General features: G+C 39.6%; 34 protein-coding genes and 1 pseudogene. 11 read left to right on the top strand and 24 right to left on the bottom strand.

Annotated features, from left to right (window positions below):
• Positions 1-76: 76 nt before the first annotated feature.
• The 3 genes from proB to AAEU29_RS08435 are packed head-to-tail and all read right to left on the bottom strand — an operon-like array spanning position 77 to position 2,834.
• Positions 77-1,183: a glutamate 5-kinase gene (gene proB / locus AAEU29_RS08445; protein ID WP_421972910.1), complete on the bottom strand. Its 1,107-nt coding sequence runs from the start codon at positions 1,181-1,183 to the stop codon at positions 77-79.
• A gap of 3 nt (positions 1,184-1,186) precedes the next feature.
• Entirely contained in the window at positions 1,187-2,665 is a 1,479-nt protein-coding gene (gene putP / locus AAEU29_RS08440) for a sodium/proline symporter PutP (protein ID WP_274760282.1), read from the bottom strand.
• A gap of 16 nt (positions 2,666-2,681) precedes the next feature.
• A complete protein-coding gene (locus AAEU29_RS08435; protein WP_421972909.1) occupies positions 2,682-2,834 on the bottom strand; it encodes a hypothetical protein in 153 nt (50 codons plus the stop codon).
• A 335-nt stretch (positions 2,835-3,169) separates the two neighbouring features.
• Here AAEU29_RS08435 and AAEU29_RS08430 point away from each other — a divergent pair, with 335 nt between their 5' ends.
• On the top strand, positions 3,170-4,138 hold the full coding sequence (locus AAEU29_RS08430; RefSeq protein WP_421972908.1) for a catalase family peroxidase: 969 nt from the start codon (positions 3,170-3,172) through the stop codon (positions 4,136-4,138).
• Positions 4,135-4,656 (top strand): cytochrome b, encoded by a 522-nt coding sequence (locus AAEU29_RS08425; RefSeq protein ID WP_421972907.1) that lies wholly within the window; start codon positions 4,135-4,137, stop codon positions 4,654-4,656. The genes AAEU29_RS08430 and AAEU29_RS08425 overlap by 4 nt, the downstream gene beginning before the upstream one ends.
• A 54-nt stretch (positions 4,657-4,710) precedes the next feature.
• Here AAEU29_RS08425 and AAEU29_RS08420 read toward each other — a convergent pair whose 3' ends face one another.
• The 16 genes from AAEU29_RS08420 to AAEU29_RS08345 all read right to left on the bottom strand — a co-directional run bounded on the left by AAEU29_RS08420 (position 4,711) and on the right by AAEU29_RS08345 (position 13,462).
• Positions 4,711-5,058, bottom strand: coding sequence for a hypothetical protein (locus AAEU29_RS08420; RefSeq protein WP_421972906.1), 348 nt, complete (start codon positions 5,056-5,058; stop codon positions 4,711-4,713).
• A 114-nt stretch (positions 5,059-5,172) separates the two neighbouring features.
• Positions 5,173-5,553, bottom strand: a complete 381-nt coding sequence (locus tag AAEU29_RS08415; protein ID WP_421972905.1) for a hypothetical protein — start codon at positions 5,551-5,553, stop codon at positions 5,173-5,175.
• Positions 5,554-5,562: 9 nt separating this feature from the next.
• On the bottom strand, positions 5,563-5,967 hold the full coding sequence (locus AAEU29_RS08410) for a GFA family protein (protein ID WP_421972904.1): 405 nt from the start codon (positions 5,965-5,967) through the stop codon (positions 5,563-5,565).
• 71 nt (positions 5,968-6,038) lie between these two features.
• Positions 6,039-6,770 carry an SDR family oxidoreductase gene (locus tag AAEU29_RS08405; RefSeq protein ID WP_421972903.1) on the bottom strand — a complete coding sequence of 244 codons (732 nt, stop codon included), beginning with the start codon at positions 6,768-6,770 and terminating at the stop codon, positions 6,039-6,041.
• Between the two features lie 27 nt (positions 6,771-6,797).
• Positions 6,798-7,208: a GFA family protein gene (locus AAEU29_RS08400; RefSeq protein ID WP_421972902.1), complete on the bottom strand. Its 411-nt coding sequence runs from the start codon at positions 7,206-7,208 to the stop codon at positions 6,798-6,800.
• Positions 7,209-7,216: 8 nt separating this feature from the next.
• Positions 7,217-7,702 (bottom strand): helix-turn-helix domain-containing protein, encoded by a 486-nt coding sequence (locus AAEU29_RS08395; RefSeq protein ID WP_040134640.1) that lies wholly within the window; start codon positions 7,700-7,702, stop codon positions 7,217-7,219.
• 164 nt (positions 7,703-7,866) lie between these two features.
• Positions 7,867-8,388 carry a GNAT family N-acetyltransferase gene (locus AAEU29_RS08390; RefSeq protein ID WP_421972901.1) on the bottom strand — a complete coding sequence of 174 codons (522 nt, stop codon included), beginning with the start codon at positions 8,386-8,388 and terminating at the stop codon, positions 7,867-7,869.
• On the bottom strand, positions 8,375-8,863 hold the full coding sequence (locus AAEU29_RS08385) for a 2-thiouracil desulfurase family protein (protein WP_421972900.1): 489 nt from the start codon (positions 8,861-8,863) through the stop codon (positions 8,375-8,377). The genes AAEU29_RS08390 and AAEU29_RS08385 overlap by 14 nt, the downstream gene beginning before the upstream one ends.
• A gap of 4 nt (positions 8,864-8,867) precedes the next feature.
• Positions 8,868-9,362 (bottom strand): GNAT family N-acetyltransferase, encoded by a 495-nt coding sequence (locus AAEU29_RS08380; protein WP_421972899.1) that lies wholly within the window; start codon positions 9,360-9,362, stop codon positions 8,868-8,870.
• Between the two features lie 4 nt (positions 9,363-9,366).
• Entirely contained in the window at positions 9,367-10,134 is a 768-nt protein-coding gene (locus tag AAEU29_RS08375; protein ID WP_421972898.1) for an alpha/beta hydrolase, read from the bottom strand.
• Positions 10,127-10,924, bottom strand: coding sequence for a PhzF family phenazine biosynthesis protein (locus AAEU29_RS08370; protein ID WP_421972897.1), 798 nt, complete (start codon positions 10,922-10,924; stop codon positions 10,127-10,129). The genes AAEU29_RS08375 and AAEU29_RS08370 overlap by 8 nt, the downstream gene beginning before the upstream one ends.
• Positions 10,921-11,292, bottom strand: coding sequence for a hypothetical protein (locus tag AAEU29_RS08365; protein WP_421972896.1), 372 nt, complete (start codon positions 11,290-11,292; stop codon positions 10,921-10,923). The genes AAEU29_RS08370 and AAEU29_RS08365 overlap by 4 nt, the downstream gene beginning before the upstream one ends.
• An 8-nt stretch (positions 11,293-11,300) precedes the next feature.
• Positions 11,301-11,939, bottom strand: coding sequence for a class I SAM-dependent methyltransferase (locus AAEU29_RS08360; protein WP_421972895.1), 639 nt, complete (start codon positions 11,937-11,939; stop codon positions 11,301-11,303).
• Positions 11,940-11,948: 9 nt separating this feature from the next.
• Positions 11,949-12,353, bottom strand: coding sequence for an MAPEG family protein (locus tag AAEU29_RS08355; protein ID WP_421972894.1), 405 nt, complete (start codon positions 12,351-12,353; stop codon positions 11,949-11,951).
• A 44-nt stretch (positions 12,354-12,397) separates the two neighbouring features.
• A complete protein-coding gene (locus tag AAEU29_RS08350; protein WP_421972893.1) occupies positions 12,398-12,913 on the bottom strand; it encodes a GrpB family protein in 516 nt (171 codons plus the stop codon).
• A 117-nt stretch (positions 12,914-13,030) separates the two neighbouring features.
• On the bottom strand, positions 13,031-13,462 hold the full coding sequence (locus tag AAEU29_RS08345; RefSeq protein WP_421972892.1) for a GNAT family N-acetyltransferase: 432 nt from the start codon (positions 13,460-13,462) through the stop codon (positions 13,031-13,033).
• Between the two features lie 401 nt (positions 13,463-13,863).
• Between AAEU29_RS08345 and AAEU29_RS08340 the strand changes: the two genes are divergently transcribed.
• Entirely contained in the window at positions 13,864-14,703 is an 840-nt protein-coding gene (locus tag AAEU29_RS08340; RefSeq protein ID WP_421972891.1) for a TIGR02285 family protein, read from the top strand.
• A 126-nt stretch (positions 14,704-14,829) separates the two neighbouring features.
• Here the strand turns inward: AAEU29_RS08340 and AAEU29_RS08335 are convergent, their stop codons facing one another.
• The 4 genes from AAEU29_RS08335 to AAEU29_RS08320 form a co-directional block, all read right to left on the bottom strand.
• Entirely contained in the window at positions 14,830-16,449 is a 1,620-nt protein-coding gene (locus AAEU29_RS08335) for a sensor domain-containing diguanylate cyclase (protein WP_421972890.1), read from the bottom strand.
• A gap of 125 nt (positions 16,450-16,574) precedes the next feature.
• Positions 16,575-17,285, bottom strand: a complete 711-nt coding sequence (locus AAEU29_RS08330; protein WP_421972889.1) for a hypothetical protein — start codon at positions 17,283-17,285, stop codon at positions 16,575-16,577.
• Positions 17,286-17,329: 44 nt separating this feature from the next.
• On the bottom strand, positions 17,330-18,169 hold the full coding sequence (locus AAEU29_RS08325) for a collagenase (RefSeq protein WP_421972888.1): 840 nt from the start codon (positions 18,167-18,169) through the stop codon (positions 17,330-17,332).
• Between the two features lie 227 nt (positions 18,170-18,396).
• Entirely contained in the window at positions 18,397-18,867 is a 471-nt protein-coding gene (locus AAEU29_RS08320; protein ID WP_421972887.1) for a hypothetical protein, read from the bottom strand.
• Between the two features lie 208 nt (positions 18,868-19,075).
• On the opposite strand from AAEU29_RS08320, the gene AAEU29_RS08315 reads away from it, so the two are divergent.
• The 7 genes and pseudogenes from AAEU29_RS08315 to AAEU29_RS08285 all read left to right on the top strand — a co-directional run bounded on the left by AAEU29_RS08315 (position 19,076) and on the right by AAEU29_RS08285 (position 22,370).
• Entirely contained in the window at positions 19,076-19,417 is a 342-nt protein-coding gene (locus tag AAEU29_RS08315; RefSeq protein ID WP_421972886.1) for a hypothetical protein, read from the top strand.
• A gap of 20 nt (positions 19,418-19,437) precedes the next feature.
• Positions 19,438-19,848, top strand: coding sequence for a GNAT family N-acetyltransferase (locus AAEU29_RS08310; protein WP_421972885.1), 411 nt, complete (start codon positions 19,438-19,440; stop codon positions 19,846-19,848).
• A 41-nt stretch (positions 19,849-19,889) separates the two neighbouring features.
• Positions 19,890-20,309 (top strand): hypothetical protein, encoded by a 420-nt coding sequence (locus tag AAEU29_RS08305; RefSeq protein ID WP_421972884.1) that lies wholly within the window; start codon positions 19,890-19,892, stop codon positions 20,307-20,309.
• 69 nt (positions 20,310-20,378) lie between these two features.
• Entirely contained in the window at positions 20,379-20,630 is a 252-nt protein-coding gene (locus AAEU29_RS08300) for a hypothetical protein (protein ID WP_421972883.1), read from the top strand.
• 18 nt (positions 20,631-20,648) lie between these two features.
• Positions 20,649-21,017, top strand: a pseudogene (locus AAEU29_RS08295) (DUF6058 family natural product biosynthesis protein); the annotation flags it as partial.
• A 24-nt stretch (positions 21,018-21,041) separates the two neighbouring features.
• Positions 21,042-21,683, top strand: coding sequence for a glutathione S-transferase family protein (locus AAEU29_RS08290; RefSeq protein ID WP_421972882.1), 642 nt, complete (start codon positions 21,042-21,044; stop codon positions 21,681-21,683).
• A gap of 42 nt (positions 21,684-21,725) precedes the next feature.
• Positions 21,726-22,370, top strand: a complete 645-nt coding sequence (locus AAEU29_RS08285) for a glutathione S-transferase family protein (protein WP_421972881.1) — start codon at positions 21,726-21,728, stop codon at positions 22,368-22,370.
• Positions 22,371-22,419: 49 nt separating this feature from the next.
• Here AAEU29_RS08285 and AAEU29_RS08280 read toward each other — a convergent pair whose 3' ends face one another.
• Positions 22,420-23,397 (bottom strand): helix-turn-helix domain-containing protein, encoded by a 978-nt coding sequence (locus tag AAEU29_RS08280; RefSeq protein WP_421972880.1) that lies wholly within the window; start codon positions 23,395-23,397, stop codon positions 22,420-22,422.
• Between the two features lie 388 nt (positions 23,398-23,785).
• Between AAEU29_RS08280 and AAEU29_RS08275 the strand changes: the two genes are divergently transcribed.
• The gene (locus tag AAEU29_RS08275; RefSeq protein ID WP_421972879.1) at positions 23,786-24,676 is read left to right on the top strand and encodes a DUF3369 domain-containing protein; all 891 of its coding nucleotides are present in this window, start codon (positions 23,786-23,788) and stop codon (positions 24,674-24,676) included.
• Position 24,677: the final 1 nt, after the last annotated feature.

The raw sequence follows: 24,677 nt of genomic DNA, 5'->3' as shown, positions 1-24,677 counted from the left end.
AAAGGGTTAGCGCTATGCTAACCCTTTTGTTTGGTAGTAATTGTATTTGGATAGGGTATTACAATTACGGTGCAAACTAATTGAGAGGCACATACTGCTTAGACAATATTGGTGCCGCCGAGTCGTGTAATTTTTCTGAGAGGTCGTCGTTATCTTGCTCGGCAACAAAGTTAAGTAAGCAACTGCTGTAGTTACTTTTAACTTTGGCCAGTTGGTCGCCATTTTGTTTTCGTAGTAGTACTACTTCGCCTGCTGAAAAATCACCAATCACATTCACTAAATCTTGCGGTGCTAGCAAATTGTCACTTTGTTTTTGCATCGCGAAGTCATCATCAACCACTAACTCACCTTGTGCTTTGGTGGTGTGTTTCATCCAATGAGTTTGGTCTTGCATGGGGTTGTCAATGGCATGGAACAAAGTGCCTGGGTTATTGCCTTGTAACAACTCATTGAATGTCGATTCGCTAAAGCCATTTACAATGTAGGTGTTAATGCCATGGGAAACTGCTTTTTCTGCAGCTTGCACTTTGGTTTTCATGCCGCCCGTACCCACATCGCTGGTGGCGCCGCCTGCCATTGCGTAAATATTTGCATCAATTCGCGCTACATCGCGAATAAGCGTAGCGCTTTTATCTACATGCGGATTAGCAGTGTAAAGCCCATCAATATCCGAGCAAATAATCAGTGCATCGGCATAAGCGGCACTGGCAACCATGGCCGATAAATTATCATTATCGCCCACTTTTAGTTTATCGGTTGTGACGGTATCGTTTTCGTTTACGATAGGTAAAATATCGTTATTTAACAGTGCTGTTAATGTATCGCGCACACTTTCAAAGCGGTCGCGATCACGTAAGTCTGCATGGGTTAACAGGACTTGAGCTGTATTAAAATCAAATAACCTATCCCACGTTGCCATCATTTCAGACTGACCTGCTGCTGCCATGGCTTTTTTAACAGTCATCGATGAGCTGTCGACGTTATTAAACAAATGCGCGCCTGCGGCCACTGAGCCTGAAGATACAAGCACTACCTGAATACCAGCAGCGCGACAGCGCACAATAAAGTTAGCGATACTTAATAAATATTGGCTGCTGCATCCATCGCGGTGGGGGGCAATGAGCGCACTGCCTACTTTGATTACAATCCGTTGCCAGCCGATATTTTTAAGTGTGTTTTGCATAAATTAAGCCTCTTGAAGCTTGTTATGTGTTGCGTTAAACCATTTCATTGCTTGTTGATCAGGTTGTTGGGTGTTTAAACTTACCAAGACAATGGCGATTGAACTTGCCACAAAACCTGGCAGTAATTCGTAAAAATAAACACTTAAGGTTTCGCCGTTTTCAAGTAGCGGCACATACGCCCAAAGCAACACTGTAAGCGAACCAACAACAACGCCAGCCACCGCACCGCTGTGGGTGAGTTTTTTCCACCACAGACTAAAGATCACCAGTGGACCAAATGCGGCACCAAAGCCAGCCCAAGCGTTCGACACTAAGTTAAGCACGCTGCTGTTGCTATCAAGGGCTATCAGCGATGCCACTACAGCAACAACCAATACACAAATACGGCTGATGGTTAATAGTTCTTGGCTGCTTGGTTGTCGTTTGGAATAGCTTTTATAAATATCTTCAACCAGTGAGCTCGACGACACTAATAATTGTGACGAAATGGTGCTCATAATGGCGGCAAGAATGGCTGCTAATAACCAACCAGCAACAAACGGGTGGAATAAAAATTGCGATAAGAAGATAAAAATAGTTTCAGGATCCGATACCGACTGCGTGCTGTTAGCAATAAAACTCGCTCCAACAAGGCCTGTTACTAACGCGCCGATAATTGAAATTGTCATCCACGAAACGCCAATTTTACGCGCTTTGGCAAGGTTTTCGTGACTATCAATCGCCATAAAACGCACAATAATATGCGGCTGGCCAAAGTAACCAAGCCCCCAAGTCATTAGGCTGATGGCGGCGATAAGCTCAGTATTGCCAAAATCAAACGACAATGATTGACTAAAATTGCTTGCTGCATCCGCATCGAAATGGCTAAAGGTCACCATTGGCACAGCAATTAATGCAATAAGCATAATCACGCCTTGGATAAAGTCACTTAGGCTTACGGCTAAAAAACCGCCCAATACAGTGTAAAGCACCACAATGCTTACTGTTGCTACAATGCCAATGGTGTAATCGATATTAAAGGCTGATTCAAACAATTTACCGCCAGCAACAAGGCCTGATGCGGTGTAAACTGTGAAAAACACAATAATTACGATGGATGAGATCAGCCTTACGCTGCCTTTTTCTAGGGCAAAACGCTTTGAAAAGAACTCGGGAATAGTTAATGCATTATCTGCAAGCTCAGTAAATACACGTAATTTTGGCGCCACAATGTGGTAATTAACATAAGCACCAATCACAAGCCCTACTGCAAGCCAAATACTGCCTAATCCACTGACATAGGCAGCCCCTGGCAGCCCCATTAGCATCCAACCACTCATATCAGAGGCACCCGCAGAAAGCGCGGTCACTTTGGCGCTAACATTGCGCCCACCGAGTAGATACTCGCCATTATCTGAGGTGGATTTTTTCATGGCGTATACGCCAATAAAAATTAACAGGGCGAAATATAATAAAATAGAAAAAGTAGCGTAATCGAACATTTTGTTTCAATACTAATTAATTGTGTGATTTGCTGTGTTGGTGTGAATAGTGCTTTTTAGAGTCCGAAAAAACACGCTTTTTAGCTAAAGAACCCACGGCTAATAAGTAACTTAGCGCAGCAATTGCTTTAAAAGATAGGTAACCAAATAGATCCCTTTTAGTACGCATGATATTTACCTCATTCAGTTAAAATCAATTACAATTCTAATGATTTGAACTCTAACTTCAAGTGTGCAAATCTTAATCATACTGTTTTGGTTGGGTAACTCATTGTTTTTTTGATGGTAAATTATTTTTTTAAGTTTTTTTTAAATATATTGTTAGGCGGCCACTATGGTTTTTTAATTCGAGGTCGAATTAAATTTTGGCATTGAGGGTTTAAAATTGATTAAAAGCTATGAAATAAATAAACCGCAAGGCAGGTCTTGAACGTATAGCAAGGTTAATCTTTTGTGAGAAGTTGCTTTCACAACACATTGTTTTCAAAATATTAAGGGGCCAATTTGAAAAACTGTCGTTACTTGATAATGCTATTGCCGATGTGGTTTGCATCAACCGCAAATGCAGATAACAAGGTAAGCGCACAAGCCTTTGTTGATTTACAGCAAGGGGAAAAGGTGTTTGCTGGTTTTAGGCGTGCTCATGCTAAAGGAGCATGTGTTACGGGAGAATTTTATTCCAATGGTTCGCTTGCCAAATTAACTAAAACACCTCTGTTTACAAATACCAGTATGCCGTTTGTTGGGCGTTTTTCGATTGCAGGCAGTAATCCTACTGCGCCTGATCTAAAAGCGCCAGTTAGAAGTTTGGCGCTTAGCTTCAACATCAGTTCGAGTGAGCAGTGGCGTTTAGCGATGAACACGCCACCTGCAATGGCGGTCAGTAATCCAGATGATTTTTATCAGCAAATTGTGGCTATTAAACAAGGGCCAAAGGCAACTCAGGCTTTTTTTAATGCCCACCCTGAGAGCAAAGACTTCTTAGCATGGAAAGCAAACTACACTGCAAGTAACAGTTTTGCGCTGGAGCAATACAATAGCATCAATGCATTTTATTTAGTTGATGAAAAAGGAAATAAACAAGCTGTTCGCTGGTCACTGGTGCCATCAAATAATCATGATGCGCAAAACGACAAAACAGGAAATGCCTTATTTAATGAGCTTGCTGAGCGGTTAACTAACGAGCCTGTCACCTTTGACTGGGTATTTACGCTGGCAAACGCTGAGGATGATGTAAATAATCCTGCGATAGTGTGGCCAAAAAATCGCACTACCATCAGTGCAGGTAAGATTGAAATACAATCGGTTAATTTAAGTGACAACAGCCGTTGCCATGCAATTAATTTTGATCCGTTAACTTTACCGAGCGGCATTGAGGCAACACAAGACCCTATTTTAAATGCACGCTCAGCTGCTTATGCTGAGTCTTATCGCCGTCGTGCCAAAGAAAAACTTCAGGAGATTTGGCAATGATCTCATCTAAACACATTCTTTCACTTAGGTTATTACACTGGTTGATGGCCTTAATGTTTGCCTCGTTAATATTCGCAGGGCTAACAATGGTGCAGTCATTGGCAACGTGGCAACCCAGTTTATTAATGTTGCACAAATCGTTTGGCTTATTGGCGCTGCTATTATTTTTTGTGCGTTTAATAATAAAGCTTACAAATAAACAAATATTACCTGAGCTAGAGATAGCTCCAATACAAAAGCGTGCAGCACATCTGGTGCACTTTTTACTGTATTGCTTGATGTTGCTTATTCCGGTGTCGGGGTTTTTATCGCAGTATTTTGCCAGTAAACCAATTTCATTTTTTGGCTTATTTAAAATCGGCGTAAGCAGCGAAACTAACATTGTGTTATTTAGTGTATTTCGCGAAAGTCATAGTTTGTTGGTGGGCTTATTTGTTGTGTTAATTCTAATGCATAGCGGTGCTGCGCTTTATCATCACTTTATTGCCAAAGACGATACATTGAAAAGAATGCTGTAAAACAACATTGTGAGCGCCATGTATCTTTGGGGCTCACATCTTTCTATATCTCAACTAGCGCTTCCGATTAGTATAAATCACTTCACCTGTTGGCTTTTCAGTTACGGTAATGCCTTTTTTGGCGCACGCTTTTTTATATGCAAGCCACTCTGAATGTTGTTTAGTACCATGTGATGATGCACTAAGCGCGTTAATGCTGGTGCCTATCGCAATGCTAGGTAAAACACAGTTTGATGTAGTGCAATTCTTATTCACAACAGCTACTTTTTCGGGGTTGTGATATTCCTTATAAACATAATCGCAGCGCGCATCATAAACTTCTTCATAATCGTAAGATTGGGCACAGCCAAATAGAAGAGCAATACTTGATATGATTAAGAGTTGTTGTAAAAACCGTTGCAAACGTTATCCCTCACTTGTTTTGTGTGGCTATTACACAATACAACACACTGCAGGTCATTTTGTTTTATGTTAAAGAGTGTAAGTTATACAAAACAGTGAGTTAGAGAAGTGCTCTCAAAAATAGTGAATGGCAGTAAGCGCTGTACAAAGCGTGATCAAAGCAAATAAAATCCACGAAATGTGCTTACCCTTAGAACCAAATAAAGCCGCTATAAAGTGAATAACAAATGTGGCTGAAATAATAAGTAAAATCAGTTTTGGCTCAATAGTTGGCTGGGTTAATACCACTAAAATACCAGCAAGGCCAAGCCAAGCGATTGACGTTAAATGCCACGCAAAACGCAATGTGCGTTTGGTAAAATTATCACTGCCAAACAATTTTGGTAAGTTATCGCGCTTAAACAACCTGATCAAAATATAGCGCTCACCTAAATAAGAATGCGCGATGGCTAGCACTAACAAAGCAATAGCTGCAATGTATAAAAGAAATTCCATGTTTAGCCTTTATTTGTCCGCAGGGTGATTTACCCCATCGTACGTTGGAATGTTATTAATTTTAAGTGCATTTATACCTTCTAAATTGGCAACATTAATACCTAATAAATGTGGATTAGAGCGTCTTTGGTGATGGGTATAGATACCGCATTTGTTACAAAAATAATGCTTCGCGGTGTGGGTATTAAATTGGTATAAGGTAAGAGATGAAGCCCCTTTTAAGATCCGGATACCATCAAGCGGGACAGATGCAGCAATAGCGCCTCTTCTTTGACAAAGAGAGCAATCACATCGACGAACATCAATAAGTCCATTGGGTAAATCGATTTCTAATTGAACTGTACCACAATGGCAAGATGCCAGATGCTTTAGTTTGATTAATACTCCGTCCACTTCAGTTACATTCAAACTCATACCATTCTCCTTAGTTAAATTCCATTGTGATATCGGTAAAGGTTTTGATTAATTGAAAAGAGAAAATTGCCTTATATTCCACCAGTTACATCAAGGATTTTACCTGTGATAAACGATGCATCGTCTGATAATAAATAGGCGATGCTTTTTGCCACTTCAATTGGCTGGCCACCACGTTTTAATGGGATCTTTTCTTTAAGACGGTCAACGCGTGTAGGCTCGCCGCCATCGCGATGAATATCAGTATAAATTAGTCCAGGGCGTACACCGTTTACCCGAATACCGCGCTCGGCGACTTCTAACGCAAGGCCTCGGGTGAGTGAGTCGACCGCGCCTTTTGCTGCTGCGTAATCGACATATTCAAAGGGAGCACCCGACTGCGCAGCGCCCGACGAGACATTGACGATAGCACCTTCATTTTCACAGCGTTTAACAAACTCTTTGGCACATAAAAACGTGCTGGTAAGGTTACCGTTAACGGTATTTAAAAAGCGCTCGAGGGAAATGTCTGAAAGTGTACTTTGTTTAAAAAGAATACCTGCGTTATTTACTAAATGAGTAACTGGCCCGAGGCGAGATTCAACATCGGTAAACAATTGAATTACGTCACGTTCCTTTGTTACATCTGCACAAAATGTGTCACACATTCCGCCGTTTTGTTTTATCTCGTTGGCAACATTTGCTGCGGCATCGGCATTTTTAAGGTAGTTAATTGCCACCTGATAACCGAGCCTCGCTAGTAATTTGGCGGTGGCGGCGCCAATACCACGCGATGCGCCTGTAATTAAAGCAACTTTACTCATATGTATTACTCGCAGTGTGTGATGTGGTTACTTTGCACGACTCGGTTCAAATTCAGAGTAATGCGGGAGTTCTTCATTAAGGCTATCCCAGTTTGCTTTTGAATCGACAAAGTTATGTGACATTGGGCGCTCAGTTATATCGCTATCTAGCACGCCAAGGCGAAAGCGCAAACGTGCTTTATCATCTGCATTGGAGCTAAAAAGTGGAGACGCACATTGTTTGCAAAAATGACGTTTTCTGCCCGGTTTTACTTCAAATGCATTTATAAAATTTTGCCCCTTTGTGATGCTAAGCGACTTCGTTGTAATAAAGCCATTTGTGGCAAACGCGGTGCCGCTCGATTTGCGGCAAAGAGAGCAATGGCAATGAATAATATCGCTAATTGCACCGTTGATGGTCATATTAACTTCGCCACAAAGGCAGCTTGCAGAATACATATTTATCCTTAAATAGAAGAGGTTGAGCTGGAAAGTTGTTTTTTACGTGTTTGAAAATCCACAAACACATTAATGCTCAACCAGACAAACCCTATCACAAAGCTAATGCCACCAAAATCCAAATAGCGGAAATTACCATGTAATTCGTATTGTGCGTCAAAATTAGCGCCTTTTAGCGTTGGGATCAGAATATCGACAATCCATAAACCAAATAGAATGCTCGAAATAGCAAATGCGGCTATCCAGCCATATTTAACTAAAAAGTGAAAGGCAACATGTTCAATGGTGGATTGTTGCTGCAATTGTGCCGGTGTGAGTTCAAACACAGCAGCAAGCGCTTTGCTTGTTTCAAGCGAGGCATTGCCATTTTTTTCAACACGCTGAATGGTGCGAATACTTAAACCTGCTGTCACTGCAAGCTCTTCTTGGCTCCAGCAATGTTGCAAGCGTAGTTGTTGTATTTTCTTATTATCAAGTTTCACAAATAGACTCATTGGGTTGTTCCTTATCAGGTAATATTGATAAGGCTGAGCATAGAAAATGAGTGTACAGATTACAGCGACAAATGCTAGACGTTATTACGACATCTACCTGACAACCCCCTGACAGTTTTACGACAGACTAAATATCAGGTTCTATAGTGTAAGTGTTTGGTTACTTATAACGGAATTTCTGGCCATAAATAAACATATTCATCAACTCGCGAGCCACAAGGCGCATGCCAAACACCTTCTTTTATGCGTTTAGCGCCAAGTTTTTCATACACTTTAATGGCGTGCTGATTGCCAGATAACACTTCTAGGTAAACACTTGGATGCTTTGCGTTTTCTTTAAGCCATAGCATTGCCATAGCCATTAATTGTTTGGCGATGCCGTTGCCATGGTAGTTGCTATCGACATGTAGGTTATCAAGAAGGCTGCCATGCTCCTCGCTATGATCAGCGTAAACACAAATAAAGCCAACAAGCTTGCTGTTATGGTTTGCAATAATCACATGTTGTTTGTCGTTATTGTGACTAAAACGAGATTGCCATACTGCGAGCCTTTCGCTCGGTGCTATATCATTTAAATACTCCGCTTTTAGCATTGTATGGTAAGTGCTTTGCCAACTTTTGGTATGAAGGGCTGCAATATCCATTGCGTTTTCTTGTGCGGCAACGCGGTAATCAATTGTGAGCACTGGAATGATCCTTGTCCTTTTGAGCTAGCTTAATTAAATCATTAACTTGAAATTGATTAAATACTTTAACGCCATGTTGACTTAATAACTTTGCAGTAAGCCCTTGGCCGCGCTTTTTAATGCCTTTAAATGTGCCGTCATATATTTGAGTGCTGCCACAGCTGGGGCTAAATTCAGTCAATAATGCGAATTTAATATGATGTGTTTGGCAATGTGCTAAAGCGAGTTGTGCGCCTTGTTCAAATGCGTTTGTTACATCAAGGCCATCATTTTGTTTCACTATAATCGAATTTGTTATGTTTGAACGTGTGATTTCTGCGGGAGGTCTTGGCGTGGGTAAACCCGCCCTTACTTCAGGGCAAAATGGCACAAGCGTAAAATGGCTTTTAAGTTTAGATAAATCAAAAGATACCGAAGTCGCGTTGTAACGTACAGGTCTTCCCATCAAGCAGCTGCTAATTAGTAATTTTTTCATAGTGTTAAAGAGTTAACTCAAAGTGCCGCATATCGCTGCTATTTGAAGGTGTTTCAACAAAGCCCTGCTTTGTTAGCACATGGGCTGAGGCTGTGTTTTTTGTGCTTACACCGCCACTGATCACATGCCAGTCATTTTGTGATTTGCCATAGGCAATTAAACCGGTCAGCAACTCCGTTGCTAAACCTTGGCCCCAATGTGATTTTGCAAACAAATAGCCAATATGGGCATGATGATTTTCAACATAGATAATTAAAAGCCCGACAAGTTGCTCCGATTGATTTAAGTAAAGACCGAACACTTGGCTACTTTGTACTTGTTCGTTTAGCCATGTTTTTGCATCATGCTCGGTTGTTATACCCTGAAAACTTGGCGGTAAGTGTTCGGTAACCTCATCGCTTAAAATACATACCAGTTGGCAAAGCTGATTGCTACTAAGAGGTGTACTCAGTGTTTTTATGTTCAGACGTTTGGTATTAAACACGTTTTGTTTTGTCATTGTATTAGTGCTTATTGCTACAGGGCTTATCAGTTAAAAATAGTGCGATTTTGTCGGAAATGGCTTCTTTTAACCACATGGGGCCGCCATCGTACATATCGTTATGGCGTGACTTATCAATTTTAACGACGCAGACAGGGTATTTACTCAATTCACTTGGTGTGTAAAGTACGCCTTCATCTGCTGGGAAATCACTGCCACGAATTGATAGCACTTTGATATTGTGATTACGCGGAAGTGGCACACGACGGTGATCAATGGTAATCACACGTTCAATAAAATCGACATTTTCATTTGCAAGCCACGACGAAATATCCCCACCATTTGAATGGCCTATGAGCGTGAGTGCATTAAAATTATACCCAACAAATTTTTCGCCAAGAAAAGATCTAACAAAACGCAAAGTGGTTGCGCCACGTTGCCAATTTTCACTGCGTGTTTGGTATAAATTGCCTGTTACCGATAAAGGTGGGTCGCTTGGTAACTCATGACCAACGGCAATGGTTAAAAAACCACGCTGTTTAAGCAGGGTTTCAATAAATCGATACTCAGTATGCTTAATGCCGTAACCTGCACTAATTATGGCGACCGGACATTGATTTTTTTGCGTGCAACTTGCTGAATTTATAGGCTTAGATACCGTTACAGGAATATTACGGTCGCGTGATTTATCGAAAATACTTTGCTCACTTTTGTCAGCCAGCGTGACGTGACTGACAAACGTCAAAAAGAAGAAACAAACGAAGTTAAATCTACTCTTACTTTTAAACATTAATGGTGCCTGTAAGGTATTGCACTGCATCACCTGAGATTTTGACGCGCTCGGCGCTTACTTCACAGTACAAAATGCCGCTGCGCTTTGATGCTTGCAGCGCTACAATTTGCTGTTTATTAAGCTTTTCTGCCCAGTAAGGTGCGATGCCTGTGTGGATAGAGCCGGTTACTGGGTCTTCATCACCGCCATTGGCTGGCCAAAAATAACGTGATGCGCAATCAAAGTCTTTACTTGGTGCACTCACCGTAACATCAAATGGCGCAAGCTGTTTGAGCTTGTCAGAATCAGTGATTATAGCGTTGATAATGTCTTCATTATCATAAATGGCGAAGTAAGCTTGGTTGTTTTTAAGCACTTCAATAGGCGGATGTGAAAGCCCTTCAAGCAGGGCTTTGGGAATGTCGCTGGTGTCAACAGGCACTGGTTTGCGATTTGGGAAATCCATTTCAATGCGGCCAAGGGCGTTCTTAACTATAGTCATTTCGCCTACCGCGCTTGCGAAGAATTTAAGCTTTGATATTTCTGGGAGTTTAGAAAATAAAACAAACGCAGAGGCAAGCGTCGCGTGGCCACAAAAATCAATTTCAGTGAGCGGTGAAAACCAGCGAATATGAAAAACACCTTTACTATCTTTCACTAAATATGCGGTTTCAGATAAATTGTTCTCGCTCGCAATGGCCTGCATTTTGTGTTCTGGCAGCCATTCTGATGTGATGATGACAGCCGCAGAATTGCCTTTAAACAGCTCATTTGTAAACGCATCGACTACGTGCATTTCAAGTTTCATGATTGTCCTTTTTCGTAAATTTTTTGCTCTATCAGCTCACTGGTAAGTGGTTGCCCTTGCCAGATAAATACTTTGCTTGCACCACAGCCTAAGCCCAGCTCAAGTAGAATACGCTCTTCAATTTCACATAAACCGCCGTCATTGAGTACTTGTTGATGCATTACCAATGTAAGACTTTGCAGCAGCGATTTAGTTTGTAAGCGGCTGATGGCTTCTTTTAGCTTAGCTTCGCAAGTTTGAAAATGTGCGATAGCTAAACGTGAATTAGAAAACGCGCCAGTGATCACTTCCTGTTTATTAGCGTTAAAGTTGTCGATTTTGATGTGATCTTTATTAATAGTGACGTAAAGAACGTGTTGGTTAAACATGGTATTTCCTATTGCGCGCGTTTTTTAGCGTAAATAAAGAGATCTGTATCAGGTGTTGTTGTATCTGAATTCATCACTTTACGGTCAACCTTAATAATCTCAAACGCATATTTTTCAAGCACGGCTGTGATGTCACTAAAGGTATGATAGTAAATGTACATTTGGTCGCCCTTGCTGGATGTTTGCAGGCCTGAGCGGGCACTTTCACCTTCCATCGTGCTGATATGGAAAAGTCCACCTACGTTTAAACAGTGCGACACGTCTTTGATTAGATTTTCAACTTCTTGGGTATTTAAGTAAGGCGTGCAAAAACCGCTAAAAACAGCGTCATAGTGATGATTTAAATCGCTTAGATTACGTGAGTCCATCACTCTAAAGTGAGCTGTTGGATTATTCGCTTTGGCAAGTTCAATCATATTGGGTGCCAGATCAATGCCTGTGATCTGAAGATCGCTTCGTTTATTTAGCAGGTAGCGGGTTACATTACCTGGACCGCAGCCAATTTCGAGCACACTGGCGTTTTTAGTTTTTAATAACTGGCAAAAGGTATCGTAGCTATCAAAGTAATGGTCGAAGTCCATATACTTATCTTGATATTGCTTTGCTAAACGATTAAATGTATCGACTGAAAGGGCGTTATTATCCATTATTTTCCTTTAAAACCAGGCAACAAAGCCAGCAAGATTGATCACGATAAGTGCAACTAAACTGACAGCAAATAAGGCACTACGCATTAACTTAAAATTAAAGTAATAACTAAGCGCATAAAATGCGCGAGCTGCAAAGTAAATGAGTGCGGCGCCATTAATCACATTACTGTTGGCATTCATGGCAATAGCAAAGGCAATGCTTAAAATAAAAATGGCAATGCTCTCATTAATGTTTAAATGAGCGCGATTGGCACGAAATAATAAACTCGCGTGATTGTTTTCAATTGGGAATCCTGGAGTTTGCTTTTTAACAATTGCGAGCACATCGGCAATCAGTAACTGCAATAACATTAATAGTGCTGTTAAACCAAGTGCTAAAAATGCAGGGTTATATTGAGTAAGGTCGACCATGATAATGTTGCGTATTAAATTTGGTTAAGTACGCGAGCTCCGTTTTATTTTTTATGGAACCACTTTACTGCATTTGCTAAATGCTCAGCAATAAAATCATTTTTTAATGTGCAATATAACGCGCTGTTATTGTTACATTTTGTTGCAGCATTAAGTTTTACTTTTGCATAGTCGTTAGCGATAGCCGGAAATGCAATAAGGTAGTCACGAAAAACACGGTGCTTAAACAGTTGCTCATCCCCTTTTACAAACGCATGGATATGATGACTGCGATTATCTCCACCTTTTTGGAAATAGCGGCGGCCAATAATGCCATTTTCACCTTTGGCTTTATAACCAATGTGATGAAGGGCTTCGTTGCACGTATCGAGCACATCAAGCGAGTTTACTTCCAGTAAAATATCAATAACTGGTTTTGCTGCTAGATTTGGCACAGCTGTACTGCCGATATGCTCAATTGCTATTAAATTGCTTGAAAGAATTGGGGCGATTAACGCTACTTCACTTTTAAATTGTACTGCCCAGCTTGGGTTGTAAGGTAAAACGTCAATTTTTCGCATGTTCTATTCCATTTATTATTGTTTGATTGCGGCATAAAACGCAAAAGCCCAAAGTTATTAGCTTTGGGCTTTAGTTCTCACAAAGTGTTTACGCCAAACCGAGCTATTCACAATGGTTTATAACGTCATATGCAATATTGGAAAGGGTTTACCCATATCATCTAGTGGCGAACGTGACGCGATACAAAAGCCATGGTGTTGGTAAAAACCAACTGCACTTGGGTTTTGTTCGTTAACATCTACTTTAGTGGCCGCTAAACAATCCATGGCGTATTTTAGTAATACTGAACCAATGCCTTGGCCGCGTGCTGCATTTAGCACAAACAGCATTTCAATTTTGTTTTGATGAACGCCAATAAATCCTAATATTGCACCCACATCATTTTTAATACACTTTAGCGTTACCGCTGGAAACGCGTGCTCTAAAATAATGGGTTTAAAAAACGCAATGTCTTCTTCTGTAATAAAGTCATGCGTTGCTCGGACTGAGTTTTCCCACACGACGAGCATTTCTGCATAGTCGCTAGGAAGCACATTTTCTACAATCATAGTATTTCTCTTTGTAAGCCCAATTTTATTAATCATTTGATCACTCTAGCGAGTTAAATGACCATAAACTGCGTTTTAAAATTCTAAAGTAGAACAACTACATGTCGAACTTTAAGCCTTGTTTCTGAGCCATTTCTCTGTCGCAATAAATGTTCAGCTAATTAATGCAATTGGTATAACTGAAAGTGATGTGCAGCCGCGAAACAGCAATGTAGCAAACATGTTTTTAGAAAGCCATGCGTTAAGTAGTTTATTGCTCAAATCAGTGGCGCCACAAGCGTTTAATATTTTTAATACCATCAAAGCATAAGTGTCTTATTTAATAGTAAAAATAAATCTTACCGAAAATTTTCTACGTGATAGCCTAGACTTAAAAGGTGGTTGTATTAGAGGCGAGAAAAGTGCGAATTTTGTTACTTGTGTTGCTGCTCCCCACTGTGTGCCTAGCAGAGATGATAAATTGGATAGTGGTTGATTACCCACCCTATTATATTTTAGAAGGCGATTTAACGGGTCAAGGACGAGATGAGCTAGTAATTGATTTAGTATCCGCAAATTTAGTTGGGTATCAATTTAAACGTCATGTAATGCCGGCCAGTCGCGCAGTAAAAGCGCTTGGTAAAGATGATGGCGTGTATTGTATGGCGTCGTTATATCGCAATAAAGAGCGTGAAGCCTTTATTAGTTTTACTGATGAATATTCTACTTTAGGTTTGTCCCCAGCAATAGCCATGCGAAAATCGATGGTCGATAAATTGCAACTTGAAAGCAATGAGGCTGTGTCATTAACCCGTTTGATTATGCAAAACGGATTAACAATAGGCACGACACTTAATCGTTCGTTTGGTAAAGAAATTGACGAGATTATATCGCTTTCACCCGAGCAACAAATATCAGCGCGAGCAGGGCGCGATACGCTTGAAAGCCTAACCTATATGTTGCTAAAAGGCAGAGTCGATATCATTTTAGGCTACCCCAGTGAACACACTTATTTAAAAACAGTGATGGACAAGCAAGATGAACTCTTACAACTCACGGTGTTAGAGGCTAAAGCCGTTGCTAAAGGTTATATTGGTTGCAGTAAAAATGTTGCTGGCGAAACAGCAGTAAAAGCTATTAATTCGGTGCTAAGCAAGGTTAACCAAAGTGAGCAATTTAAATCGGTAATGCTGCGTTGGTTACCAGAGCATATGACACCAATTTTAAAACCTTATTTAAAAGAGATAAGTAGCACACCTTAGCTTCTATATAATTCGCTGGTAACTAATGTGGCTGTTTAGTCATTTATCACATTTAAGTATTAAATAGAGATTATTTTTGCACAGGTCGATGTGTGTCTAGCACTTAACGTTTTGGCACGCAGATAGTTAAACAGCATGTTTGTTCATTTCATGTGAAAAACTCACCACACAGTTTCGGCCTTGTTCTTTTGCTTTATAAAGCGCGCTATCAGCCTGATGAAACAGTACTTCAATTGAAAAGTTATCAAACACTTCGCAGCTTGAAACACCAAATGAAGCCGTTAAAAATGCTGAAACACTTGATTCTTTATGTTCAATACCATGGTTTTCTAATGCATTACACATGGTTAGGGCAATCGCCAGTGCATCATTTTGACATGTGTTAGGTAAAATGATTGCAAACTCCTCACCACCATAACGTGCAACAACATCGGTTTCTCTTCGAGAGTGCTGTTTTAACACTTTAGCAACGCTTTTAAGCGCTAAGTCACCTTGTTGATGACCATAACTGTCGTTGTATTTTTTGAAGTGATCAACGTCTAACATAATTACACTAATTGGCATGGCATCTTCGTTTAATTGCTCAAGTACGTGCATCATGGCGCGGCGGTTAGCAATGCCAGTAAGTGGATCAGTATCGCTTAAGCGCTTTAATTGATGGTTGTTTTGTTTTAATGCATTTTGTTGCACATTCACTTTGTTAAACAAAATATCAATTAATAAAGCCAATCGGCCTATTTCATCCGCTCGCTCAATTTTTGTGGAAAGCTTAAAATCCCCTTTATCCATTACTTCTCTTACCGTATTACGGAGATTTCTCAATGGGTAAATAATCATAAACGTGAGAATAAAGTAAATAACCAGCAATATCAGCAAAGAAAGCATAAGTGCTACAACCATAGATGTTTCAAACACGCTGTCGTTGAACATTCTTTTTGGTGTTGGGTAGCTTAGAATGAGCGCGGGTTTATCAAAAATGTCGTTAAACTGCACATGAATATATGCAGAGGAAGTTCTAATTTGGTCAATATTTTTTAAGTTTGAAAAATCAATTAAAGGATCAAACGATTGCGATGGACTAAAAGGGGTGGAAGTAACCGGATTTTGTGTGATTTCCGATAACTGATGTTCAATTTTGCCATCAAAATAACTCCAGACAAACATAGTGCCTGCCAACTCACCCACTCCCGAAGAGGGAAGAACACTTCCGCTAACAAAAAGCACTAGCCTGTTATTTATGGTCACTAGCCCCTTTTTAAAAAGCACTTGTTGGCCGTTATTGACGAGTTCTTGCCTGCTTATTAACAACTTACTTTTCAAACTGGGTGGCAAGGTTTTAAATGGCGAGCTATTCATTGGTTGATTATTTTCATCAATTGCGAGTTCATCGATGAGGTTTTGCTGGTTATCAAAAAAGCTCATGCCATTAATTTTTAATGAGACAAATGATTTAGGGATGAAGAAGTTTTCTTCTAAATACTCAATGTCTTGGTTTAGAACAACATTATAAAGTTCATCCCACACGGCGTTATCATAAACAAGTGTTTCCAGTTCATTGAATACGCGTAGCACTGCTGAATTGAGTTTTTGAATGTCTTTTTTATCCTTTTCTACTTCAAGGGCAATAAGTTGAGGAATAGTCCAATGTTCACGAATAATTAAGTGAACACTAGTAAACGCGAGCAGCATAATAATAAAAATCAGCAGTAACTTTATTCGCAAACTTCGCGCTACAAAATTAATCATAAACACGCCTATAAAAGTGTTAGAGAAAAGTGCATGGCACAGAGCACTTTTAACACTAGTATAGGTAAAGATTTACATTTTCGCTGAGCATTATGCTTAGTAGAACAACAAGGTGACTTTGCTAGTTAAAATGTTGATGTGAGCCGTGAATTTGCAAAATTAGTTTGCTCAGACAGTGAGTTATCTTGGCAACTTTGTAAATTGGAAAAGTGCCATGTGATTTCTTGCTGGTTATTTTGAATGCCCGATAACACCAATGTGACCATATTAAGCGAGCGCTTTTCATCGTCTGTTAAATGACAAATAAACGCCGATAAATGCTTCTGCAAATTTTGTTGTGTGTTGGTGCTAATAACATCGGTTAAAACGCCTTTTTTAGCACTTTGATATTGATTGTTAGTTTTAGCTTTAGCGATGGTGAGTTCACTTAATTCACGACGCGTTTCTTCAGCTTGCTCTGAGTTTTTATCTGATTTTTCAAGCATACTGAGCTTTCTTTCAAGTTGGAAAATATGATGAGATAACGCTTTTGCTTGTTGCTGAGATGATAAAAACTGCTGCTTTTTATCTTCAGTTGCTGAGTTGATTAGTTGTTTGTTGAGGTGTTCAGTTTGTTCAATCTGCGCAAAATTGATTACCAAGGTTGCACCTGTATATGGGTTGTAATGCCCCTTTACATGCGATATTGGCTGCATTAGTTCAGGGTTTTCGCTGGTATGATTTTGTTGTAAAGATGCGCTCAGCGAAGAAACAAGTTGTTTTGTACTAACGGGTTTTGCAAGGGCAAATGTGCTGCTTAATAAACACCCTGTGATTAATAACGTGCGTATTTTCATATAAACTCCAATGAAAATCACATCCTTGTGATTAAAATTTAATATTAGTTACCAGCTAACGCGACCAACCAGCTTTGCCATTGTTGTTCATAGTTGGCAGCGGTATCTGCTAGAATGGTTTGATAATCTGTCCAGTTGCCATCGCGTGCAGCAGCGCGAATGTTACGTACTTGGTCCATATGGTTTTCAAACATAAAACGCGCACCTAAATAGCCCCAGCGGTAAATTTCGTCACTGCTATTTGAGTAATTAGTATTGAAAACTTGGCTGAGAGTACGGTCTTGAAAGTTGCCTTGAACTAACGCAACTGCGTCATCGTTTGCGTCTTTTAGCGAGATATATTCAGCAAGGCCTTCACTCCACCATACTGTGTTTTCAGGGTAATCAGAAAAATTACCTTTAAGGTCAAAACGGCCATCAAGGTAATGCACATACTCGTGCTCTAAGTTCCAAATTGAAAACTCAGGTCTTAACCAATCAGCTTCATGCGCATAAAAAGTTGCTTGGTTATTTGGGTCTTCAGCATTACCTTCGATGTACATACCACCATTATTGGTATTGATACCAAATAAACGGAATCCATAACGGTCGTATTGACGATAATTGTCAAAAATCACCATTAATAAATCTTCGTTTAAATCGCCAGCAACAGGTTGGTAACCCGTTTCTAATCGTTGGTGGAAATATTCTTCTTCTGCACCAACAAGCGAGCAGCTATCAATAAACTGTTGTTGAGTCATATCTTGCGCTTGAAACTTTAAGCTAGCGCTACAGGTAAATTGGTAAGGCAAAATAGAATCGCTAGTTGGGCGACCTTTCGCATCGGCTAAATTTGAGAACAGTAGGGTGGATACTGCAAGGGCAATAGGTGCAATTGCTTTCATTATTATAAGCTTCCTGTTGTTGTGAATGTAAAAATAATGTAAAGCATATATTATATAATGTATACAATTTTGTGGTTTTAAGCAGTTTACTTTTGGTTATATGGCTTTAAATAAAGTGTAAGTGTTTGTATTTATATGTTTTTTAATATTAGGTAAATTGCAATAAAGGAGAGTTAAAATATTGAAATTGCTAATTGAGTGATTTTATAATTATTTTCAATTGAGAATTAGAACATCCGATTTCCCTTCTTATTTTCAGTATTCTCAGACGTACTCATCAATGATTTAAGAGTAGGATTTTCATCTAGATGAGCTGTGACTTGCGCCATTTCCTCTTTACTTAATTCACCATAAAGTTTTGGATAGGGCCAACCATACCCCCAACGAAATGTGGTTGGAAAAAACGGCGAACCGCCGACACGTACGCCAGCAAGCATTAAATTGGCGATTTGTTTTTCACCAACTGCAGCAACACATTCTTGTAACTCAATATCTGCGTCTTTTCGCTGTTGATAAGTGCCACCTTGCCAGTAAGCTAAATCATGTGCCACACAACAATTTAACCACAACGTATTTTGTTCGAATGTGCCATCAGGAAACGCGCTACAGCCATCGCTAGTAAAAGGTTTTAGTTGGTTGGCATAGGCAGAATTCGTAAACGCTGCCAGAGCAAGAAGAACGATTTGAAGAGGCTTCATAAATGCTGATTAAAATAGATTTAGTGGTTATTTGAGTGGTTAGCATAACAGAAATGACAGCTCAGAGAACTAGTTGTTGCTAATCTCTCTCACTATCAAAATATTATCGTTATCCACTGCCGTAGTGTGCCCATAGTTTGATTTAATAATTAGTAATATTTATCTAAAAACTGATTTGCTGACAAACACTTATCAATCATGATATAAAATGACACAACAACAAGGAGAGGTTATTATGAAAGTCGGTTCAGACAAGGAAAATTCCGTTTCCGCTATCTTTTTTGTGATTGGACTATTGTGTTTAAGCACCGGTATTTATGACTTTGTTTATCATGGTTTGCATTTTATTGAGCTGATAAGCATTTTTGCAATTTTCCTTATTTTGATAAGCCTTGGCTTAGTACCGAGACTCTTTTTTATCCCGTTCAATCAATTGCTATCACCCACTGTTAAAGTTCCCACATTAATAAATAGCAAAATTCAAAAAACGTTATTTTTCAGTGGTGTATTTTTAATTTTAGCCTGTTTTCTGTGGCAGAAACTTACTTAGTTGTAGTTGGAAAGCTCATTATGTCATTTTCTACACATCATTTAGCGCCCAACATTTCTGATTTTATGGCACTTAGAGCGAAAATCGGGTGGCAAAATCCTACAAGGGCGATTGTAGAAAAGAGCTTAGCGCATTCGTTATTTCATATTTGCATAGAGAAAGATAACGCGTTAGTTGGATACGGCAGGATTGTTGGTGATGGCGCGATGTATTTTTATTTGCAAGACATTTTAGTTGACCCCGATTTTCAAAACCAAGGTATTGGGAAACACCTAATGCAAGAGATTGAAAGCTATTTAAGCCAACACACAACCCAAGGTGCTACCGTTGGCCTTTTGGCAGCTAGAGGTAAAGAAGGGTTTTATCAGCAATTTGGCTATCAGCCAAGAACGGGTGACCCACTTGGTTTAGGCATGTGTAAATTTATATAACTTATGCCAAAGGCTGAGCTCTGTAAAAGGACGTTAATTCGATGAATATCTACTTGATTATTGGTGGTGCTTTAAGTGCTATTGCAGCGCTTTTGCACTTAGGGTGTATTTATTTTGGCGCACCTTGGTACCGTTTTTTTGGCGCAGGTGAGCAAATGGCACAACTTGCCGAAAAAGGCAGCATCCAGCCAACAATCGTCACAAGCGTTATTTTTATAATTCTTACAACGTGGTCACTTTATGCATTTTCTGCAGCTGGCGCGATTATAAAGTTACCGTTAATGCGTTTAGCACTGGCAATCATCACTTTTATTTATTTGTCGCGCGGAATTGCTGGTTTTTTCTTGATCAACCATCCGATGGGCCGAAGCCCTGAATTTTGGCTCTGGAGCTCAGCAATTTGTCTCACAATTGGCTTATTTTACCTTATCGGCCTAAAGCAGCAGTGGGCAAATTTATAAAAATAAACACGCTTTCCCAGCACAGTCTTTAAAAAATATATTTAACAATTCTCACCAAGGATTTTGAGAATGCAATTACTTGACTATTTGAACACCCATTTTTATACCAGACAGCAATTGCTGGCACTTACCCATCTTTCTGAAGCGCAATTTGCTTCTTTTCAGAGCCAAGGAATAATGCCTAAGTGTTCTTACAAACTGACTATTTCTGTTGAAAGTGATTCGTTTTTTGGCATTCACAACGAAGCACAAGCGTTAGAGTATTATGCTAAAGGTTATGCATCTTGGATTGGCATTATTCAATCTCTTAACAATGAATAGGCTGTTTATAATGTTTTTAAAGCGCGTTATAAAAACGCAATTGAAACGCTTAAAGAGCAAGGTTTTCGTTCTCACAATGCAAAAGTTAATGAGGGATTATCGCAACACATAGCGCAAGAATGGCAACATTTTCAAGACGGTATTTATGGTTTATGTACCACCTCAGGATTACCTGAAGATATTGCTTCGAAGGAGTTTGCCATAGCCATTATTAATGAGCTGTCAGCAAATCAAGTACTTACTGAGAGTGCGCGAGAGCAATTAGCGCAAGCGGTTAACTTGTTAGATAAATCAAGCGCGCTCTTTGCCCCACATGAACGCCCAAATAGTTCTCGCCATCGTTTAGTGGATGAAATCAGACGTAAATACCAATTAAAGAACTTATAAGACCGCTTTGCTATGGAGTTTGCAATGAAAATATATGGGCGCACAACGTCATTTAATGTGCAAAAGGTTTTGTGGCTGTTAGACGAATTACATTTGGAATATCAGCACATTGAGCTTGGTGGTCGTTTTGGTGGTTTAGAAAGCGATGAATTTAAGCGGTTAAACCCAATGGGTAAAGTCCCAGTTTTAATTGATGGCAAGCATGTTATTTGGGAATCGCACACCATATTAAGGTACTTAGCAGCGCAATATGGGCAGAGCAAATGGTTCCCCGAGTGTGCTTATGCGCGATCGCTTTATGAGCGCTGGCTTGATTGGTCACAAACCATCTTCCAACCTGCGTTTATGGGTACATTTTGGGGGTATTACCGTATGCCAGCTGATAAACGCAATATGGCGGAAGTTAATCGCCACTTAGATACCTGTATTAACTGCCTACAAACGATTAATTCCCAGTTAGCACATTCAAAATACTTGGCTGGCAATAATCTATCGCTTGCCGATATTGTTGTTGGCGCGGTGATTTACCGTTTAACGTCACAGGGCTTAACTGTAGATTTACCGCAATATGTCAGAGATTGGTATCACGAGTTAAAAAAACGTCCTGGTTACATTAAATGGGTGATGAGTGACTTTTCTGAACTAAAGGCTAGAGAAGATTATTAACGCTTTTGATTTGATTGAAAAAATTACAAAAAGGAATGTACTTTGAATCAGTTATATTATTACCCGCTTAATGCCAGTATGGCGCCACACTTTATACTTGAAGCGTTAGGCGTAGAGTATCAGTTAATTAAAGTTGATAGGAAGAGTAACCAGCAAAAATCATCTGAATATTTGGCACTTAATCCTGCAGGGCGCATTCCAACGTTAGTTGATGATGGTAATGCCATTTTTGAAAGCCCCGCTATTTGTATTCATTTAGCCGAAAGTCACCCCGAAGCACAATTAATACCGCCGCTTGGTGATGCAAATAGACCATTATTTTTTCAGTGGATGATGTACTTAAGCAATACAGTTCAAGCTGAACTTATGCTGTATTTTTACCCTGAAAAACACACACTGGAGCCTCAGCACACAACACATATTATTCAGGCGCAAGAAGCACGAATTACTGAAATGTTAGCGCTGCTTGATAACGAACTTGCCGATAAACCTTATTTGCTTGGGAAAAGTGTGACGGCCTGTGACTTTTTCTTGTTTATGCTTTGTGTTTGGGCAGATGAATTTGAAAAGCCGCCTCTCGCTTTTACTCATTTATCACGTTATTTAAAACAACTTGCGAAGCATCCGGCTATACAAACCGTGTGTGAAAAAGAAAACTTAAGTTTGGCTGATTATCAATCGCTGTGAATTTAATAAAGTCGCTCAGTATTGTAAAACTAAGCGACTTATCACGTGGCTATTCTTCTTTTGTTAAAAGCCCCATCAACCCCACCAAGGCTGCAAAGAGAACACCTGCTACAGGCCAGATAATCCAGGTTACACCCCAGTTCATCGTCCATAAACTCCACGCCAGGAAAATAGCGAGTACCAGTGGCCAGTAAAAGGGCGCTAGTTTCATCGCATTGCGCTCATTTTGAGTAAGCTCTCGGTTTTTATCGCCCTCGTTCAAAATATGCTTGTATGCTTCGAACTCACTTGATGTTGGGATAATTATCCAAAGGCCTAGCGTGACTAAAAATAATAAAACCGCGAGCATAAGTAAGGTAAGATCAGCGCGACCAATCAACATCACCACAAGCAGTAAAGGGACCGTGCTACAAATAAACAAGGTAACTGCGAGCGATACTTTATTGTTGTAACTGGGTGTAAACCCATCGAGTTTTTCGCTAATTGCACTGTGGACACCGTACATTAGCTCAAACTTATTTTTTTCTATAAATGTAAGGTTGCGCTTAAATCCATTAGTTTGAATTACCAGCCTTACACCGACTGCAACCATTAAAAATATAGAAATTATGCCCATCACCGTTGCCACTTTTTTATCTAATGCAACGCTTGCGGTGTTTGATAATGCTAATAAGAAAAATAATGGTACGGCTGAGCAAACAAAAAATGCAACGCCCTTTGCTGTGAGTATCGCTTGCTCTTTTTTCGCCTTGATATAGTCCAAAGCTTGCTCAAGACTTACTTGATTAACCTCATTGTTGTCTTGCTCTGTTAAATGCTCAACCGCTTCAATTTCATCTTTTAATAAAAAGTCAGTTGAGACATTAAATAGCTCGGCTAATTTAATTATTTTATTTAAATCAGGAATGCTGTTTGTGCTTTCCCATTTAGAAACAGACTGACGAGAAACAGCCATTTTTTCGGCCAATTCTTCTTGTGACCAGCCTAGTTGCTTTCGGCATTTTATAATTTTCTCTGATAGGATCATTTTATTTTACTCTGTGTGTGAACTTGCTTTCAGATTAGTAATTACGGTGGTTGCACACTAGCAAGCTGGCGTGGAATTTTGTCAACTAGCAGTTGCATTTGCTTATTTTTATTAGAAATTTAGCAAATTTCCGTAGTTTTGTTGTTGTTTGTTATTTTCTTAGTGTCTTACATGTGTTTGATAAAGTCATTAGTAAAATGCATTGAATGTATGTCACTTGGCTTTTATGAAAAGGCGATTGTTATTCGTTAAATGACATATCTGAACACCAAAATATTTTTTTAATCACAGTTTTTTTGCTTCTTTTCACTTAGCTTTGATGTAAGTCCTTTTGATAGTCAGATTTTATTGATAAGTTTGAACAATAATAAAAAATGATGGACTCAAAATGGATTGGCTCGCAGCAGAAACCGAAACAATAGTTAACAATCGCAAACCGTGGAAAGTGGTCATTGTAGACGACGATATTGAAGTGCATAAAGCGACCAAGCTGGCGATGAAGTCATTTGAATTTATGGGGCGTCGGCTTGAGTTTTATAGCGCTTACAGTGGTTTGGAAGGCAAAGCGTTATTAGAGCAGCATAATGATATTGCGGTGATATTGCTCGATGTAGTGATGGAAACGGATGATGCAGGCCTTAAATTAGTCAATTATATTCGTAATACCTTGCAAAATACGCAAACGCGAATTGTGCTTAGAACCGGTCAAGCCGGTATGGCCCCAGAAAGTGAAGTGATTAAAAATTACGATATTGATGGCTACAAAGCAAAAACAGAAATTACCTTAGAAAGCCTAACCCATCTATTTTATGTCGCACTTCGCTCTTACCGCGATATCTCTCGTTTAGGTAATTATAAAAATGCCCTTAAAGCGCTGCTTAATTCTGTGCTGAAAGTAGATAAACTCAATGATCTGGAAGCCTTTTCGAGTAACTTGCTTACTTATCTAAGTGATGTATTGGATGCCTATGAAGCTGAACTGGTTATCAGTAAACGAAAAGCATCCATGATTAACATTAAAAGCACCCATACGACAGTTGTAAATGCACAAGCTGACGATTCGCCTAGCATTAATTTACCCGCGTTTATTGATAGAGTGGCAACGGCTCAATCACTTATTTATGATGGCAACTTTGCAGGAATTTACTATAAGAATGAAGATGACATAGAAGCAGTCGTCGTGCTAGAGGTTGATACAGAGCTTGATAATAACGCCATTGAACTCATCGAAATTTTTACTGAGCACGTATGTGAATTGATAAGTAAAGTGACGGGATAAA

It is taken from the genome of Pseudoalteromonas aquimarina (assembly GCF_049257255.1).
GTDB lineage: Bacteria > Pseudomonadota > Gammaproteobacteria > Enterobacterales > Alteromonadaceae > Pseudoalteromonas.
This window is presented reverse-complemented; position numbering and strand designations above follow the sequence as displayed.